This window comes from Cellulosimicrobium sp. Marseille-Q4280 (genome assembly GCF_943181405.1).
Taxonomy (GTDB): Bacteria; Actinomycetota; Actinomycetes; order Actinomycetales; family Cellulomonadaceae; genus Cellulosimicrobium.
Genome location: NZ_CALPBY010000007.1, coordinates 146720 through 161752 on the forward strand (window position 1 = coordinate 146720; position 15033 = coordinate 161752).

At 74.5% G+C, this 15033-nt stretch carries 15 protein-coding genes; 12 read left to right on the forward strand and 3 right to left on the reverse strand.

The genetic code is table 11. From position 1 onward, the window contains the following. Window positions 1–7: 7 nt before the first annotated feature. The 8 genes from NFS20_RS17900 to NFS20_RS17935 all read left to right on the forward strand — a co-directional run bounded on the left by NFS20_RS17900 (window position 8) and on the right by NFS20_RS17935 (window position 7353). Window positions 8–967 (forward strand): amino acid ABC transporter permease, encoded by a 960-nt coding sequence (locus NFS20_RS17900; protein ID WP_251153163.1) that lies wholly within the window; start codon window positions 8–10, stop codon window positions 965–967. After that, complete coding sequence (locus tag NFS20_RS17905; protein WP_251153164.1) at window positions 964–1752, forward strand: amino acid ABC transporter ATP-binding protein; 789 nt, start codon at window positions 964–966, stop codon at window positions 1750–1752. The genes NFS20_RS17900 and NFS20_RS17905 overlap by 4 nt, the downstream gene beginning before the upstream one ends. A gap of 277 nt (window positions 1753–2029) precedes the next feature. Next, entirely contained in the window at window positions 2030–2572 is a 543-nt protein-coding gene (locus tag NFS20_RS17910) for a hemerythrin domain-containing protein (protein WP_251153165.1), read from the forward strand. 114 nt (window positions 2573–2686) lie between these two features. Continuing rightward, on the forward strand, window positions 2687–4651 hold the full coding sequence (locus NFS20_RS17915; RefSeq protein WP_251153166.1) for a thioredoxin domain-containing protein: 1965 nt from the start codon (window positions 2687–2689) through the stop codon (window positions 4649–4651). A gap of 149 nt (window positions 4652–4800) precedes the next feature. Next, complete coding sequence (locus NFS20_RS17920) at window positions 4801–5280, forward strand: dsRBD fold-containing protein (RefSeq protein WP_251153167.1); 480 nt, start codon at window positions 4801–4803, stop codon at window positions 5278–5280. Next, window positions 5277–5546 carry an acylphosphatase gene (locus tag NFS20_RS17925; RefSeq protein ID WP_251153168.1) on the forward strand — a complete coding sequence of 90 codons (270 nt, stop codon included), beginning with the start codon at window positions 5277–5279 and terminating at the stop codon, window positions 5544–5546. Before NFS20_RS17920 ends, NFS20_RS17925 begins: the two co-directional genes overlap by 4 nt. Before the next feature lie 83 nt (window positions 5547–5629). Further along, the gene (locus NFS20_RS17930) at window positions 5630–6760 is read left to right on the forward strand and encodes a T6SS phospholipase effector Tle1-like catalytic domain-containing protein (RefSeq protein ID WP_251153169.1); all 1131 of its coding nucleotides are present in this window, start codon (window positions 5630–5632) and stop codon (window positions 6758–6760) included. A 47-nt stretch (window positions 6761–6807) separates the two neighbouring features. Further along, a complete protein-coding gene (locus NFS20_RS17935; protein WP_251153170.1) occupies window positions 6808–7353 on the forward strand; it encodes a DsbA family protein in 546 nt (181 codons plus the stop codon). A 307-nt stretch (window positions 7354–7660) separates the two neighbouring features. Here NFS20_RS17935 and nhaA read toward each other — a convergent pair whose 3' ends face one another. Next, window positions 7661–9079: a Na+/H+ antiporter NhaA gene (gene nhaA / locus NFS20_RS17940; protein ID WP_251153171.1), complete on the reverse strand. Its 1419-nt coding sequence runs from the start codon at window positions 9077–9079 to the stop codon at window positions 7661–7663. Between the two features lie 505 nt (window positions 9080–9584). On the opposite strand from nhaA, the gene NFS20_RS17945 reads away from it, so the two are divergent. From NFS20_RS17945 to NFS20_RS17960, 4 genes are all read left to right on the forward strand, one after another. Further along, window positions 9585–10010, forward strand: a complete 426-nt coding sequence (locus NFS20_RS17945) for a nucleoside deaminase (protein ID WP_463106371.1) — start codon at window positions 9585–9587, stop codon at window positions 10008–10010. A gap of 100 nt (window positions 10011–10110) precedes the next feature. Then, entirely contained in the window at window positions 10111–11556 is a 1446-nt protein-coding gene (locus tag NFS20_RS17950) for an NCS2 family permease (RefSeq protein ID WP_251153352.1), read from the forward strand. Window positions 11557–11636: 80 nt separating this feature from the next. After that, window positions 11637–12941: a molybdopterin molybdotransferase MoeA gene (locus tag NFS20_RS17955; protein ID WP_251153173.1), complete on the forward strand. Its 1305-nt coding sequence runs from the start codon at window positions 11637–11639 to the stop codon at window positions 12939–12941. Continuing rightward, window positions 12938–13402 carry a molybdenum cofactor biosynthesis protein MoaE gene (locus tag NFS20_RS17960; protein WP_251153174.1) on the forward strand — a complete coding sequence of 155 codons (465 nt, stop codon included), beginning with the start codon at window positions 12938–12940 and terminating at the stop codon, window positions 13400–13402. The genes NFS20_RS17955 and NFS20_RS17960 overlap by 4 nt, the downstream gene beginning before the upstream one ends. Window positions 13403–13414: 12 nt before the next feature. On the opposite strand, the gene NFS20_RS17965 is transcribed toward NFS20_RS17960, so the two are convergent. Beyond that, window positions 13415–13663: a hypothetical protein gene (locus NFS20_RS17965; protein WP_251153175.1), complete on the reverse strand. Its 249-nt coding sequence runs from the start codon at window positions 13661–13663 to the stop codon at window positions 13415–13417. Between the two features lie 107 nt (window positions 13664–13770). Next, the gene (gene moaA, locus NFS20_RS17970; RefSeq protein WP_251153176.1) at window positions 13771–14883 is read right to left on the reverse strand and encodes a GTP 3',8-cyclase MoaA; all 1113 of its coding nucleotides are present in this window, start codon (window positions 14881–14883) and stop codon (window positions 13771–13773) included. Window positions 14884–15033: the final 150 nt, after the last annotated feature.

Genomic DNA, 15033 nt, shown 5'->3' on the forward strand with positions numbered 1-15033 from the left:
GCGCGACGTGACCGAGCCCGACGGCGCCCCCTCGCCCGGGCGCGAGCACGCACGCGGCGAGCGGGTCGCCGACGTGCCCGACGACGCCCGGTCGCCGGCGGACTCCTGGTCGCCCTCCCCGCTAGCCCTCGACCGCGCCGCGTTCCGGCGCACGCAGCGGCGGCGCTCGGCGCTCGTCGCGCTGGTCAGCACCGTGGTCGTCGTCGCGACGGTCGTGCTCGTCGTGGTCAACGCACCCGGCTTCGAACGGGCCCGGACGGCGTTCTTCGACCCGGCGACGGCGTGGGAGTCGTTGCCCGCGATCCTCGAAGGCCTGTGGCTCAACCTGCGCGTGTGGGTCGCCGCGGGGGTGATCGGGACGCTCCTGGGTCTGGCGCTGGCGATCGCGCGCACGAGCCGCATCCCGGCGCTGTTCCCGCTGCGGGCCGTCGCGATCGGCTACGTCGACCTCTTCCGCGGCGTGCCGCTCCTGCTCGTCCTGCTCCTCGTCGGGTTCGGGCTGCCCGCGCTGCGCCTGCCGTGGCTGCCGTCGTCGGGTGCGTTCCTCGGGGCGCTCGCGATCGTGCTCACCTACACCGCGTACATCGCGGAGGTGTTCCGCGCGGGCATCGAGTCGGTGCACCCGTCCCAGGTGGCCGCAGCGCGGTCGCTCGGTCTGACGCGCGTGCAGACGACGCGGCGCGTCGTGCTGCCCCAGGCGCTGCGCAACGTCACCGCGCCGCTCGCGAACAACCTCGTCGCCCTGCAGAAGGACTCGGGGCTCATCTCGGTGCTCGGCGCCGTCGACGCGATCCGCGCCGCCCAGATCGCGACGACGGGCAGCTACAACTTCACGCCGTACGTCGTCGCCGGCGTGCTCTTCTTCCTCGTGTCGTTCCCGCTGACGCGGGCCGTCGACGCCTACCAGTCACGTCGCGGCTGGGGTCGCTCGATCGCGACCGTGAGCGGGGCGGGGGACATCCGATGAGCCACCTGCTCTCCCTGCGGGGCGTGCGCAAGACCTACCCGGCGCCGTCGCGCGGCACCGGACGCGACCGCCGTCCGCCGGAGCCTCCCGCGGGACCGCGCGTCGTGCTCGACGGCATCGACCTCGACGTCGACCGGCATCGCTGCGTCGTGCTGGTCGGGGCGTCGGGCTCGGGGAAATCCACGCTGCTGCGCGTGGTCAACCTGCTCGACGACGTCGACGACGGCGAGATCCTGCTCGACGGGCAGGACGTCGCCGACCCGCGGCTCGACGCGAACGCCGTGCGCGCCCGCATGGGCATGGTGTTCCAGGCGTACAACCTCTTCCCGCACATGCGCGTGCTCGACAACGTGACCCTCGCGTCGCGTCTCGTGCATCGGCGGTCGAAGGAGGACGCCGAGGTGGCGGCGGTCGCGATGCTGCGCCGCGTGGGCCTCGGGCACAAGGCCACCGCGTACCCCGACCAGCTCTCCGGCGGCGAGCAGCAGCGCGCGGCGATCGCGCGCGCCCTGGTCAACGAACCCGAGCTGCTGCTGCTCGACGAGGTGACGTCGGCGCTCGACCCCGAGCTCGTCGGCGAGGTGCTCGACCTCCTCGCCGACCTGCGCGCGGAAGGCCGGACGATGCTCGTCGCGACGCACGAGATGGGCTTCGCCCGCCGCGTCGCCGACGAGGTCTGCTTCCTGCACGACGGTCGCGTGCACGAGCGGGGCACGCCCGAGCAGGTGCTCGGTGACCCGCAGCGCACGCGGACGCAGGAGTTCCTGCGCCGCCTGACCTCCTGACCATCGTCCTGGGGGCGCCGAACACGACCTGAAGGTCGCCAGCGGCGCGTTGACGACGCTCAGGTCGTGCTCGGCCGTCCGTGAGGTCGTGGTCGGCACGCGGCGGTCCCTGCTCGACGGCGTCGTGGCGGGCCGGTAGGGTTCCCCCCAGCGTCGCGTGCCGGTGACGGACTGCGTCAGGCATGGAGGCGTCGAACCCGGAAGGGGGTGCCCGTGCGCCACGTACGGACCCTTTCCTCGTTCCTCACCCGTGGGTGAGGGCGAGAAGACCAGGCTGGTGGCCTGGTACGACGAGATGAAGACCGTGCACCGCCGGCTGCGACGAGCGCTCGACCTGGTGCGGGAGACCGCTGACGAGGAGAACCTCGTCGACGAGCCGCTGGCGGACGGAGCGGACGGCGACCCCGGACGCCCGGGACCGCGCACGCCGCACGACGACGCGCACGCGGAGCTGCTCGTGTACTGCCGCGGGTTCTGCACGGCGTTGACCCGGCACCACACGAGCGAGGACACGACGCTCTTCCCGGAGCTCGAACGCCGTCATCCGGAGCTCGGCGCCACCCTGCGCGCGCTGCGCCAGGACCACAGCATGATCGCGTACCTGGTCGCCGACCTCGAGCAGACGCTGGACCGCGTCGCACGCCCGACGGGCGACGCGGCACGCGACCAGGGGGCGAGCCGCGAGGCGGTCCTGCGCCACCTCGACGGCGTCGGCGCGATCATGGAGTCGCACTTCCGGTACGAGGAGAAGGAGCTCGGGGGAGTGCTCGCCGCGCTCGACCTCGACGCGGACCGCGAGGGGGTGCTCGGCCCGTTCTGACCGACCGTCGACGGTCGGCCGACGCAGGTCGTCAGGGCCGTGGGTCACCCCGGTGACCTGTGGCCCTGACACCTCCGCGGTCGCGGGTGGGGTGCGGGCTGCGAGAGTGGAGCCATGGTCAACCGCCTCGCCGACGCCGTCAGCCCGTACCTGCGCCAGCACGCCGACAACCCGGTCGACTGGTACCCGTGGGGCGCGGAGGCGTTCGCCGAGGCGCGGCGTCGCGACGTGCCGGTCATGGTCTCGGTCGGGTACGCGACGTGCCACTGGTGCCACGTCATGGCGCGCGAGAGCTTCTCCGACGTCACGATCGGCGAGGCGCTGCGCGAGCGGTTCGTCGCCGTCAAGGTCGACCGCGAGGAGCACCCCGACGTCGACGCGAGCCTCATGGCCGCCGCGAGCGCCTTCACGCAGCAGCTCGGGTGGCCGCTCACGGTCTTCACCTCGCCCGACGGCGCGCCGTTCTACGCCGGGACGTACTGGCCCCCGGTCCCCGTCCAGGGCAGGCCGGCGTTCCGTGACGTGCTCGACGCCGTCGCGCAGGCCTGGGAGCAGCGGCGGGACCAGGTGCTGGAGACGGGCGAGACGATCCGCGACGCGCTGCGGGAGGCCGCGGGCGGCACGGCGGCACAGGGTGAGGGACGCAGTGCGGGGCACGGCGGGCCGGACGGCTCGGTGCCGCCCCTCGCCGACCTGCCGGCCGTGGCCACCCAGGTCCTCGACCGGCTCGAGGCGGCCCAGGACCGGCTCCACGGCGGGTTCGGCGGCGCGCCGAAGTTCCCCGTCGTGCCGGCGCTCGAGCTCCTGCTCGACGTCGCGGCGTCGTCGGTCGTCGACCCGGCCGACGCGGAACGGGCGCTCGCCCTCGCGGGCAGCACGCTCGACGCCCTGGCGGCGAGCCCGCTGCGCGACGTCGACGGCGGCTTCTTCCGGTACGCCACCCGGCCCGACTGGTCGGAACCGCACTACGAGCGGATGCTCTACGACAACGCGCAGCTCCTCTCCGCGTACACGACGCTCGCCGTGCTGCGCCGCTCCCGCGGGCACGGCCCCGCGAACCCGGACCCCGCCACCGACCCGGGTGCGGGGGCCGCGGAGGCCGCGACCGGCGTCGGGCGCTTCCTGCTGCGGACGCTGCGGCTGCCCGGGGGCGCGTTCGCGAGCGCCCAGGACTCGGAGTCGACGATCGACGGGCGACGCGTCGAGGGCGGGTGGTACCTGCTCGACCCCGCGGGGCGCGCCGCCCACGAGCCGCCGCCCCTGGACGCGAAGGTCCTCACCGGGTGGAACGGCCTCGCGATCGAGGCGCTCGCGCGTGCCGGGCACCACCTCGGCGTCCCCGCGTTCACGGACGCCGCGCGGGCCGCCGTGGACCACCTGCTGGACACCCACGTCCGCGGCGACGGCTCGCTCGTCCGGGCGTCGGTCGACGGCAGGGCCTCGGACGCCGTCGCGACCCTCGAGGACCACGGTGCGCTGGCGACCGCGCTCCTCACGCTCGGCGGGCTCACGGGCGAGGTCCGGTACGTCCGCGACGGGCTGCGGCTCGTCTCCGCGACCGTGTCCGACGGCGCCCGGCTCAGCGCGCCGGGAGGCGTCGACGCGGTGCTCGCGGACCTGGGCCTCGACGCGGGCGCCGCGGCCGACCCGAGCGAGGGCGCGGTCCCGTCCGGCCCGACGTCGGCCGCACGGGCGGCGCTGCTGGCCCACCGCCTGACGGACGAGCCGCGGCTCGTCGACGCGGTCCGATCCCAGGTCGCGGCGGCACCCGGCGCGGAGACACGGCCGCTCGCGACCGCCGGGCTGCTGCGTCTCGCGGTGGTGCTCGCCGAGCCCGCCCACCAGCTCGTCGTCGTGGCCGACCGGTCGCGGGGGGAGGGCTTCCTCGACGCCGCGCGGTCCTGGTACCGACCGGGCGCCGTCGTCCTGTCGGCGACCCCCGACGACGCCCGCGCGCTCGCGGACGACGGCGTGGTCGCGCTCGCCGACCGCCCGCCGGGCGCGTACCTCTGCGCCGACTTCGTCTGCCGCCTCCCTGCCCGCGACCCGGACTCCCTGCGGGCGCAGCTCGAGGTCTGAGCACCCGAGGACGGCGGGCTCGGTCGCTGCACGGCGGCCGTCCGGCCGACGCAGGTGCAGCCCTGCCGGTCCGGTCGCATGATGGGAGGACGAACCCCGACCGCACCGGCGCGGCACCGGGCGCGGCCGGGACGGCCGGAGGAGGAGTCATGAAGGCATCGGTCGGAGACAGGATCGTGACCGCCTCGGGGGTCGTGGGCGGTGCGGTGCGGGACGGCGTGGTGGTCGAGCTGCGGCACGACGACGGCACCCCGCCCTACCTGGTCGAGTGGACGGACACGGGCGAGCGCACGCTCGTGTACCCGGGGTCGGACAGCTACGTCGAGCACGTCCCGGGCGCGGAGAACGGCGGTGGGGGCACGGACACCACGAAGGTGTGGCGCGTCCAGGTGAGCCTCGTCGAGTCCGAGGGGCGCACGACCGCGGAGGCGGTCCTCGTCGCCGACTCGCCCGAGCACCTGCGCACCGTGGGGCGTGCGCGTCGCGACCCGCACGACACCGACGTCCCCCTCATCGGCGACGAGATCGCCGTGGGGCGGGCGCTCCGGCGGCTCGCGGACCGCCTGCTCGACGACGCGGAGTCGGACATCGAGTCGTCCACCGGCGCACCCGCGCACGTCCACCTGTGACGGGCGAGCCGCCGAGGACGGTGCCGGACCGGGCGAGCGGGCTGCGCGCCGTCGTGCACGGTCACGTGCAGGGCGTCGGCTTCCGCTGGGCGACGCGGCAGCGGCTCGGCGCGCTCGGGCTCGACGGGGCGGCGACCAACCTGCCCGACGGCACGGTCGAGGTCGTGGCGGCGGGTCCGCCCACCGCGCTCGAGGAGCTCGTGGGCTGGCTCCGCGACGGTCCGACGCCCGGCCGGGTCACGGGCGTCGACGTCTCGCGCAGCTGAGTCCGCGGCGTATCACGTCGGCTGCGCGGGTCCTCCCTCCAGGCGGATCCCGGCGACGACGCCGGGCGGGCGCGGGAGGGGTCATGAAGCGGCTGGTGCTGTGCTGCGACGGCACGTGGAACTCGCCGGTGAACGCGAGCGTGTCGAACATCGAGAAGATCGCGCGGTCGGTCCGGACGGGCATCGGTCCGGACGGCGTGCAGCAGATGGTGTTCTCCATCGAGGGCGTCGGGGCGCAGGGCTACCTCGTCGACCGCCTCCTGGGCGGCGCGTTCGGGTACGGGCTGACGCGCAACGTCGTGGCGGGGTACCGCCACCTCGCGCTCAACTACGAGCCGGGCGACGAGATCTACGTGTTCGGCTTCAGCCGCGGCGCGTACACGGCGCGCAGCATCGTCGGGATGGTCGCCACGGTGGGCCTGCTCACGCAGGACGCGCTCGCGCGCGACCACCTGTGCGACGCGGAGCGCATCTACCGCCTCCAGGACCCGGAGCGGCGTCGGGAGCTCGCCGCGACCTTCCGCGCCGAGCACTGCCACGAGCACGTCCCGGTCGCGTTCCTCGGGGTGTTCGACACCGTCGGTGCGCTCGGCGTGCCCGGTCTCTCGCGCCGCCGCAGCCGGTTCCACGACCTCCGCCTCTCGACCGCCGTCGAGCAGGCGCGCCAGGCGCTCGCGATCGACGACCGCCGCATCACCTACGAGCCGTGCCTGTGGGAGGTGCCCGTGTCGATGGCCGAGCGGGTCAAGCAGGTCTGGTTCCCCGGCGCGCACAGCGACGTCGGGGGCGGGGCCCCGGCGCGCGCCCTCTCGGACTCCGCGCTCCTGTGGATGGTGGGCGAGGCGATCGCCCGCGGGCTGTCGTTCGACGAGGACCGGCTCTTCGCCCAGCTCCGGCACGAGGACACGCTCGTGTGCCGGTTCCGGCCGGGTCTGCTCTTCGGCACGATCAACCTCGTCAAGCGGCTGCGCCACCGGCCACGGTTCCAGGGCACCCTCCGCGTCCTGGGCGGCGTCCCGGTCGCCCCGGACCACGTCGACGCCGTGTACCTCGCGCAGACGGCCGAGCAGCTCACCGCCGACCCGTCGACCCCCTACGCCCGCCACGCGCGCAACGTCACCTGGTGGCGCGACGACGTGGGGGACGCGTTCGTGCAGCGGGTGGAGCCCGTGCCCGGGGCGGCGCTCGAGAGCCGACCGCTCGTGCTCGGCTGACGCCCCCTCGCGGCGCGGAGGGACGGCTCCCGTGCCATCCTGGGCCGGTGAGCGAGCAGCCCTCCGTCCCCGTCGACGCCGACCGCCTCGTCCCCTCCGACGCCCACGTGCTGGGCGATCCCGACGCCCCCGTGACGATCGTCGAGTTCGGCGACATGGAGTGCCCCTACTGCCGCGACGCGGCACCCGTCCTGCGCGACGTCGTCGCGTCGTCGGGCGGGCGGGTGCGGCTCGTGTTCCGCCACTTCCCGCTGTTCGAGCTCCACCCGCACGCTCTCACCGCGGCCCTCGCGGTCGAGGCCGCCGGCGCGGCGGGGCGGTTCTGGGAGATGCACGAGGCGCTGTACGAGCACCAGGACCACCTCGACGACGCCGGTCTCGCGGAGCGCGCCGGCGAGCTCGGCCTCTCGGCGGAGTCGGTGGTCGGCGACGAGGTGCAGCAGCACGCCGACGCGGTGCGGCGCGACTACGCCGACGCCCTCGCGCTCGGGGTCCAGGGCACGCCGACCCTCTTCGTGAACGGCGAGCGCTACCGCGGCCGGGTGACCGCCGAGGGCCTCGAGGCCGCGATCACCGCAGCCGTCGCGAGGTAGTAGCGGGTCGCGCGAGGCAGTACCGCGGCAACGCGAGGTAGTACAGCGGTCATGGTGACCACAGACCAGGGTGAGGCGATACCAGGAGGGGTGGGTGGGGGCGCCGCGTCGTGGTGGGTCTGGCGGGAGCCGCGAGGAACGAGCGGCGGATGGTAGACGGGGCGCCCCCACACACCCCGACACCCCAGGGCGACCACGCGCCGTCGGGCACGACCGCGGTACTACCTCGCGCGACCGCGGTACTACCTCGCGTTGCCGGGTTACTACTTCGCGTTGCCGCGAGCCTGCTTCGTGTGACCGGAGGGTTCTACCCCGCCGGAGCGGCGCTGCGCCAGGGGAGCGGCGGGAGGTCCGACGGCGGGCCGTCGGCACCCGGGGAGCACAGCGGCCACCGCTCGCCGAACAGTCGCAGCGCGACCGACCCGAGCACCGCCGCGACGAGCGAGCCCGCGAGGATCCCGATCTTCGCCTGCTCGATCAGCGTCTCGTCGTCGAACGCGAGCTCGGCGATGAACAGCGAGATCGTGAACCCGATGCCCGCGAGGATCGAGCCGCCGAGCAGGTGCGAGAACCGGACCCGGCCCGGCAGGTCGCCGAGGCCGAACCGCAGGGCGAGCGCGGACGCGCCGAAGATGCCGATCGCGTTGCCCGCGACGAGCGCGACGGCCACCCCGATCGTCACCGGGGACGTCGCCGCGACGCGCAGCGACTCGGCGTCGAGCCTGACGCCGGCGTTCGCGAGGCCGAACAGGGGCACGACGAGGTAGGCGCTCCAGGGGTGCAGCACGCGCTGCAGCTGCTCGCTCGTCGGGACGGCCGCCCGCGCGGCGAGCTCGGTGAGGTGCTCGCGCTCCGCCGTCGTCTCCTGGGCGAGCCGTTTGGCGTACTTCGGGACGACGGCGACGTCGTCGGGCCGGGCCGAGCGCGAGGGCACGAGGAGCCCGACGAGCACGCCCGCGAGCGTCGCGTGCACGCCCGACGTGTAGACGGCGCCCCACAGCGCGATCCCGACGACCACGTAGGGCGCGAGCCGCCACACGCCGAGCCAGCGCAGCACGAGGATCGCGCCGACGAGCACCGCGGCGATCACGAGGCCCGGCATCCACACCGCGTCGGTGTAGAACACGGCCATCACGGTGATCGCGCCGATGTCGTCGACGACGGCGAGCGTGAGGAGGAACAGCCGCAGCTGGTCCGGGCAGCGCGGTCCGAACAGCGCGAGGATCCCGACGAGGAACGCGGTGTCGGTCGACATGACGATGCCCCAGCCGTGCTGCGCGGGGGAGCCGGCGTTGAACGCGACGTAGATGAGCGCCGGCACGGCGAGGCCGCCGAGGGCCCCGAGCGCCGGGACGGCGACCGTACGGCGGTTGCGCAGCTCGCCGCTCGTCACCTCGCGGTTGATCTCGAGCCCGATGACGAGGAAGAAGATCGCCATCGCGGCGTCGTTCACCCAGTGGTGCAGGTCCATCTCGAACGACCACGGGCCGATCGTCCAGCCGGCCGTCGCGTGCCAGAGGTCCTCGTACGCCGACGCCCACGCCGAGTTCGCCCACACGAGCGCGATCACCGTCGCCGCGAGCAGGAGCACCGCGCCGCCCGCCTCGGTGGCGAGGAAGGACCGCAGCGACGGCGCGAGCGGCCGGAGCTGGATGCGCAGCGGCGGTCCCGGACGCGCCGGGGTCTGGACGATCGGGAACGACGACGGCGGGGCGGGCTCGGTCACGTGGCCTCCGGACGGCTCGGCACGGGCACAGGGGCGCCGGACGGCGGTCACGGCGTGCAGCGTTCCAACTCTCGCGGCCCGCCGATCCTTCCGCAACGTTCGGCCGGCACCAGACCTCCGGGCCGCGGCGGGCACGGCCGGCCCGCAGGCGTGACGTCCGCATCGTGGAAAAGTTCTTCCGAAACTCTTGTGGTCTGGGTCACGCGCTGCTAGCGTCGTGCGTGCCAACGGCGGGCCCGGGCCGAGCGGACAGCTCGGTGGTCGACAACGTTCGATCCGACACCGGAGACCATCAACCAGGCGGAAGAGAACGACAACTCGCCTGCAGCGGCCCGCCGGCCGACCCGGACTCGACGACGAGACCGGCTTCCCCGGACGGACCCACGGACCGCTGCCCGAACCGTGGAGACTCACCATGGAATCTCTTGCCGTGGACGCAGCACACCCCCGTACGGCGGCGCCCGTCGCCAACCCCCGCTACCTCGACCGGGCGGTCGCGCTCGCCGTGGACTCCGTCGCGCGCGCCGGCGGCCCGTTCGGCGCGATCGTCGTGACCGCCGACGGACGCGTGGTCGAGGGCAACAACCGGGTCACCCAGGACAACGACCCGACCGCCCACGCCGAGGTCACCGCGATCCGGCGTGCGTGCGCCGAGATCGGTTCCTTCGACCTGTCCGGCGCGACCCTCTACTCGAGCTGCGAGCCGTGCCCGATGTGCCTCGCGTCGGCCCTGTGGGCTCGTGTCGACGCCGTCTACTTCGCCGCCGACCGCCACGACGCCGCGAGCGCCGGGTTCGACGACGCGGTGTTCTACGACTTCTTCGCGGCGGACCCGGCGGACCGGGTCATGCGCGTGGTCCACACGCGCACGCCCGACGCGGTCGCCCCGTTCGACGCGTGGCGCGTCCTCGAGTCCCGGATCGAGTACTGACCGGCCCCGGCCGGCCAGCACCGCCCCACGGAAAGGACACGACGACGTGACCCTCCTCGGCACCCGGCGGAAGACCGCCGACGACGACACCCGGGGCCCCCTGCGCCCCGGTCGCGGCACCTCGAGCCGCCTCGACCGCTACTTCCACATCAGTGCCCGCGGCTCGACCACCGGCCGCGAGGTCCGCGGCGGCCTCGTGACGTTCTTCGCGATGGCGTACATCGTCATCCTCAACCCCCTCATCCTCGGCGGCACGAGCGCCGAGAACGCCCCGGTCGACGTCGCGGGCGGCTGGCTCGCGACGGCGCAGGTCGGCGCGATGACCGGCCTCGCGGCCGGTGTCCTGACGATCCTCTTCGGTCTCGTGGCGAACCTCCCGTTCGCGCTGGCGGCCGGCCTGGGCATCAACTCGTTCCTCGCGGTCGCGGTGATCGGCGACGTCACGTGGCCCGAGGCGATGGGCCTCGTCCTCATCAACGGGCTCCTCATCGTGCTGCTCGCCGTGACGGGCGCGCGGTCGGCGATCTTCAACGCCGTGCCGCGCCAGCTCAAGGCCGCGATCACGGTCGGCATCGGCCTGTTCATCGCGTTCATCGGGTTCGTCGACTCGGGCTTCGTCACCCGCACGCCGGGTGGCCCCCCGGTCCAGCTCGGCGACGGCGGCTCGATCACGACCGTCCCGACGCTGGTGTTCGTCGTCGGCCTGCTCGTCATGGGGGTCCTCGTCGCCCGCAAGGTCAAGGGCGGGCTGCTCATCGGCCTGGTCGCGACGACCGTCCTGGCGATCGTCGTCGAGGCCGTCCTCCGGCTCGGGCCCGCCTCGGACGACAACCCGGGCGGGTGGCACCTCACCGTGCCCGAGCTGCCGGGCTCGCTGGTCTCGGTCCCGGATCTGAGCCTGCTCGGCCAGTTCTCGTTCGGCGCGTTCGACCGCATCGGTGCGCTCGCGGCGACGATGCTCGTGTTCACGCTGTTCTTCACGAACTTCTTCGACGCCATGGGCACGATGACGGGCCTCGCCAAGCAGGGCGGGCTCGCCGACGCGGACGGCAACTTCCCGCGCATCAAGTCGGCGCTCGTCGTCGAGGGCGTGGGCGCGGTCGTCGGCGGGGCGACGTCGTCGTCGTCGAACACGGTGTTCGTGGACTCCGCCGCGGGCGTCGGCGAGGGAGCCCGCACGGGCCTCGCCTCGGTCGTGACGGGCGGGCTGTTCCTCGTCGCGATGTTCCTCACGCCGCTCACCGCGGTGGTCCCGATGGAGGTCGCGAGCGCGGTCCTCGTCGTCGTCGGCGCGATGATGATGCGCGAGATCAAGGAGATCGACTTCACCGACTTCTCCGTCGCCCTGCCGGTCTTCCTCACGGTCGTCACCATGCCGCTCACGTACTCGATCGCGAACGGCATCGGCATCGGGTTCGTCACGTGGGTCCTGCTGCGCACCGCGTGCGGCAAGGCGCGCGAGGTGCACCCGCTGCTGTGGGTGGTCGCCGCGGGCTTTCTCGTGTACTTCGTGCGCGGACCGCTCACCGCGGTCGTGGGAGGCTGAGCACAGGACGACGGACCGCGCGACGGGCCGCCCTCGCGGGTGGCCCGTCGTCGCGCGGTCGGGGAACGACGGAGGTGACCATGGGCGACCGGGTGAGCGTGGAACGGCACCGCGCGGACGTCGCGGAGCTGCTGGCGCCCCTCGTGGACGGTGCCCGACGCCGCGCGCGCACCGAGCAGGTCGACCTCGCCGACGCGCTCGGCCGGGTCCTCGCGGAAGACCTCGTGGCGCCCGTCCCGGTCCCGCTCTTCCGGAACTCGCAGATGGACGGGTACGCGGTGCGGGCCGTCGACGTCGCGGGTGCGGGGGCCGAGGTCCCGGTCCGGCTCCCGGTCGGCGCGGAGATCCCCGCGGCTCCCGGCACGCCCGCCGCCCTGGCACCCGGGACCGCGGCGCGCATCATGACGGGCGCTCCCGTGCCCGACGGCGCGGACGCCGTCGTCCCGGTCGAGGACACCGGGGCGGGCAGCTTCGCCGCGGAGCCCGCGGCCCGGTCCGGCGCGCCGGGCGGGACCGTCGCCGTCGACGTCCTGGTGCCCCGGCAGGCCGGGGAGTTCGTGCGCGAGGCGGGCAGCGACGTCGCCGCGGGCGACGTGCTGCTCGCCGACGGGACGCTCCTCGCACCGCACCACCTCGCCGCCGCGGCGGCGTGCGGCGTGGGGCAGGTGCGCGTCGTCGCGCGGCCACGGGTGGCGATCCTGTCGACGGGCTCCGAGATCGTCGGCCCGGGGGAGCGGCCCGGACCCGGGCAGGTGTTCGACGCGAACGGCGCGGCGCTCGGCGCGGCGGTGCGGCGCGCGGGAGGCGTCGTCACGCTCACGGCGCGCTGCGGCGACGACGCCGGGGCGTTCGCCGCCGTGCTCGCCGACGCCGCGGCGGGCGCGGACCTCGTCATCACGTCGGGCGGTGTGAGCCAGGGGGCGTACGAGGTGGTCAAGGACGTGCTCGGCCCGACGCAGACTCCCGGAAGGACGCCCGGCAGCCCGGCTGTCGAGTTCCGGTCGGTCGCGATGCAGCCCGGCGGCCCGCAGGGCCTCGGCCGGTTCGGCCCCGGCCCCGGGACGCCCGTGCTCACCTTCCCCGGCAACCCCGTGAGCGCCCAGGTGTCGTTCGTCGTCTTCCTGCGCGAGGTCCTCGAGCGGGCGGCCGGCCTGCCGGGGGAGCGGCGCGTCCGTCGAGCGCGCGTGCTCGACGCCGGGACGTCACCTGCCGGGAAGCGTCAGCTCCTGCGGGGGGCGAGCGGTCCCGACGGTTCGGTGCGCGTCGTCGGCGGCCCGGGGTCGCACCTCGTCGCGTCGATGGCGCGCGCGGACGTCCTCGTCGACGTGCCCGCCGACGTGACAGGGTGGGACGCCGGGACCGAGCTGGAGGTGTGGGAGCTGTGAGCGCTGGTGAGGCAGTGGGCAGCGGCGACGCGGCGCGTGCGGGTGACGCGGTGAGCCGCGTGACGACGGACGTCCTGGACGCCGCCGTGTCGCACGCGGTGGAGGACGCCGTCGGCGGGCCGGAGTGCGGCGCGGTGGTGACGTTCCGCGGCGTGGTGCGCGACGTCGACGACGACCGCGGCGTGACCGGGCTCGACTACGAGGCGCACCCCGACGCGACGGCCGTTCTGCGGCGGTGCGTCGACGCCGTCGCGGCCGAGACGGGCCTGCGGGTGGCCGCGGTGCACCGGTACGGGACGCTCGTCGTGGGGGACGTCGCGCTCGTCGCGGCGGCGGCCGCGGGCCACCGCCGCGAGGCGTTCGAGGCGTGCTCGCTGCTCGTGGAGCGGATCAAGGCCGAGGTGCCGATCTGGAAGCGGCAGCACTTCACCGACGGCGTGTCGGAGTGGGTCGGCCTCTGAGGGCTCGCAGGCTCAGCGGGGTGCGCGGCCGTTGTCGAGCAGCATGCCGACGCCCAGACCCACGGCGGCACCGAGGACCAGGCCGAACCAGCTGAGCACGACGGTCCCGACGATCGCGCCGATCGCGACGCCGAGCACGCTCTTCGTCCCGGTCTTCCACGGCTCGGTGCGCTGGTCGTCGCGGTAGATCGGCAGCGCGGACGTGCTGTTGTCGGGGGTCTCGACGGTGGGCAGGGCGGGGGCGGAGGAGGTCGTCGTCACGTCCCTATGATAGGGTCCGCGCCGCGCGCTGACTTGGGAGAACGCGGCGACGTGACCCGGTTCACCCCGTGACGTGCGGCACCTTCACGACGCACGCGCTCGCGGGGTCAGCCGCCGATCGCGCCCATGCTGCGCGCGGTCGGCGCGAACGCGTCCCTCGCCACGGGGGTGTCGCTGCCGTGCGCGAGCGGCTTCGCCCACATCGCGCCCTGCCAGGCGCGCGCGATCGCGTCGTCGCGCTCGTCCTCCGTGAGGGCGTCGGAGCGCAGGATCGCGCGCAGGTCGGTCTCGTCGTCGCCGAACAGGCACGAGCGGACGGTGCCCTCCGCGGTGAGGCGCGTGCGGTCGCAGTCGCCGCAGAACGACCGGGTGACCGACGCGATGATCCCGACGGTCTGCGGCCCACCGTCCACGAGCCATTCCTCGGCCGGTGCCGACGGGTCGTCGCGGCCGACCTCGAGGAGGTCGAAGCGCTCGCCCAGCACCGCGAGCAGGTCCTCGGCGGAGACGAGGTCGTCGCGGGTCCAGCGCCCGTCGGCGTCGAGCGGCATCTGCTCGATGAAGCGCAGGTGGCACCCGTGGTCGACGGCCCAGGCGAGCAGGTCGGCGGCGCCCGCGAGGGTCTCGGGCATGAGCACGGCGTTGAGCTTGACGGGGGCGAGGCCGGCGGCGAGCGCGCCCCGGACGCCGGCGAGGACGTCGGGCAGGCGGTCGCGGCGCGTGAGCCGCGCGAAGTCGTCGCGGTCGACGGAGTCGAGCGAGATGTTCACGCGGTCGAGCCCCGCGGCGACGAGCTCGCCGACGCGCTTGTCCAGCCCGATGGCGTTCGTCGTCATGGAGATCGACACGTCGGGGGCGGCGGCGCGGGAGAGGCGCAGGATCTCGGCGAGGTCCCGGCGCACGAGGGGCTCGCCGCCCGTGAACCGGACGTCGGTGATCCCGAGGCGGCCGACGGCGACCCGCACGAGCCGGGCGATCTCCTCGGGGGTGAGCAGGTCCTCGCGCGCGATGGCCGGTAGGCCCTCCGCGGGCATGCAGTAGGTGCAGCGCAGCGTGCACTTCTCGGTGATCGAGATGCGCAGGTCGCGCGCGACCCGGCCGTAGCGGTCGACGAGAGCCTCCGTGCCGGGGCGATCGTCGGGCAGGTCCGAGGCGCGCGTGGGCGCGTGCCCGCGCGCTGGTCCACGGAGCTGGGGCATCCCGAGAGCGACCGCCGTCATGGCTCGATCGTAGACAGGTCCCGTGACGTGCGGCACGCCGCGTGCTAGCGTGAGATTCGCTGAACGGAAGATGGGTTCCGTCCAGCGGAAGTCTGACGGCGGATTCAAGCCCTGTGTTTCCGGCGCGTCACAGCCGACGCGCCCCTGGAC

Coding starts and splice junctions, on each gene's coding strand:
- NFS20_RS17955 (WP_251153173.1), top strand. CDS start 11,637: ATGGGCGACCGGGTGAGCGTGGAACGGCACCGCGCGGACGTCGCGGAG.
- NFS20_RS17905 (WP_251153164.1), top strand. CDS start 964: ATGAGCCACCTGCTCTCCCTGCGGGGCGTGCGCAAGACCTACCCGGCG.
- NFS20_RS17915 (WP_251153166.1), top strand. CDS start 2,687: ATGGTCAACCGCCTCGCCGACGCCGTCAGCCCGTACCTGCGCCAGCAC.
- moaA (WP_251153176.1), bottom strand. CDS start 14,883: ATGACGGCGGTCGCTCTCGGGATGCCCCAGCTCCGTGGACCAGCGCGC.
- NFS20_RS17920 (WP_251153167.1), top strand. CDS start 4,801: ATGAAGGCATCGGTCGGAGACAGGATCGTGACCGCCTCGGGGGTCGTG.
- NFS20_RS17930 (WP_251153169.1), top strand. CDS start 5,630: ATGAAGCGGCTGGTGCTGTGCTGCGACGGCACGTGGAACTCGCCGGTG.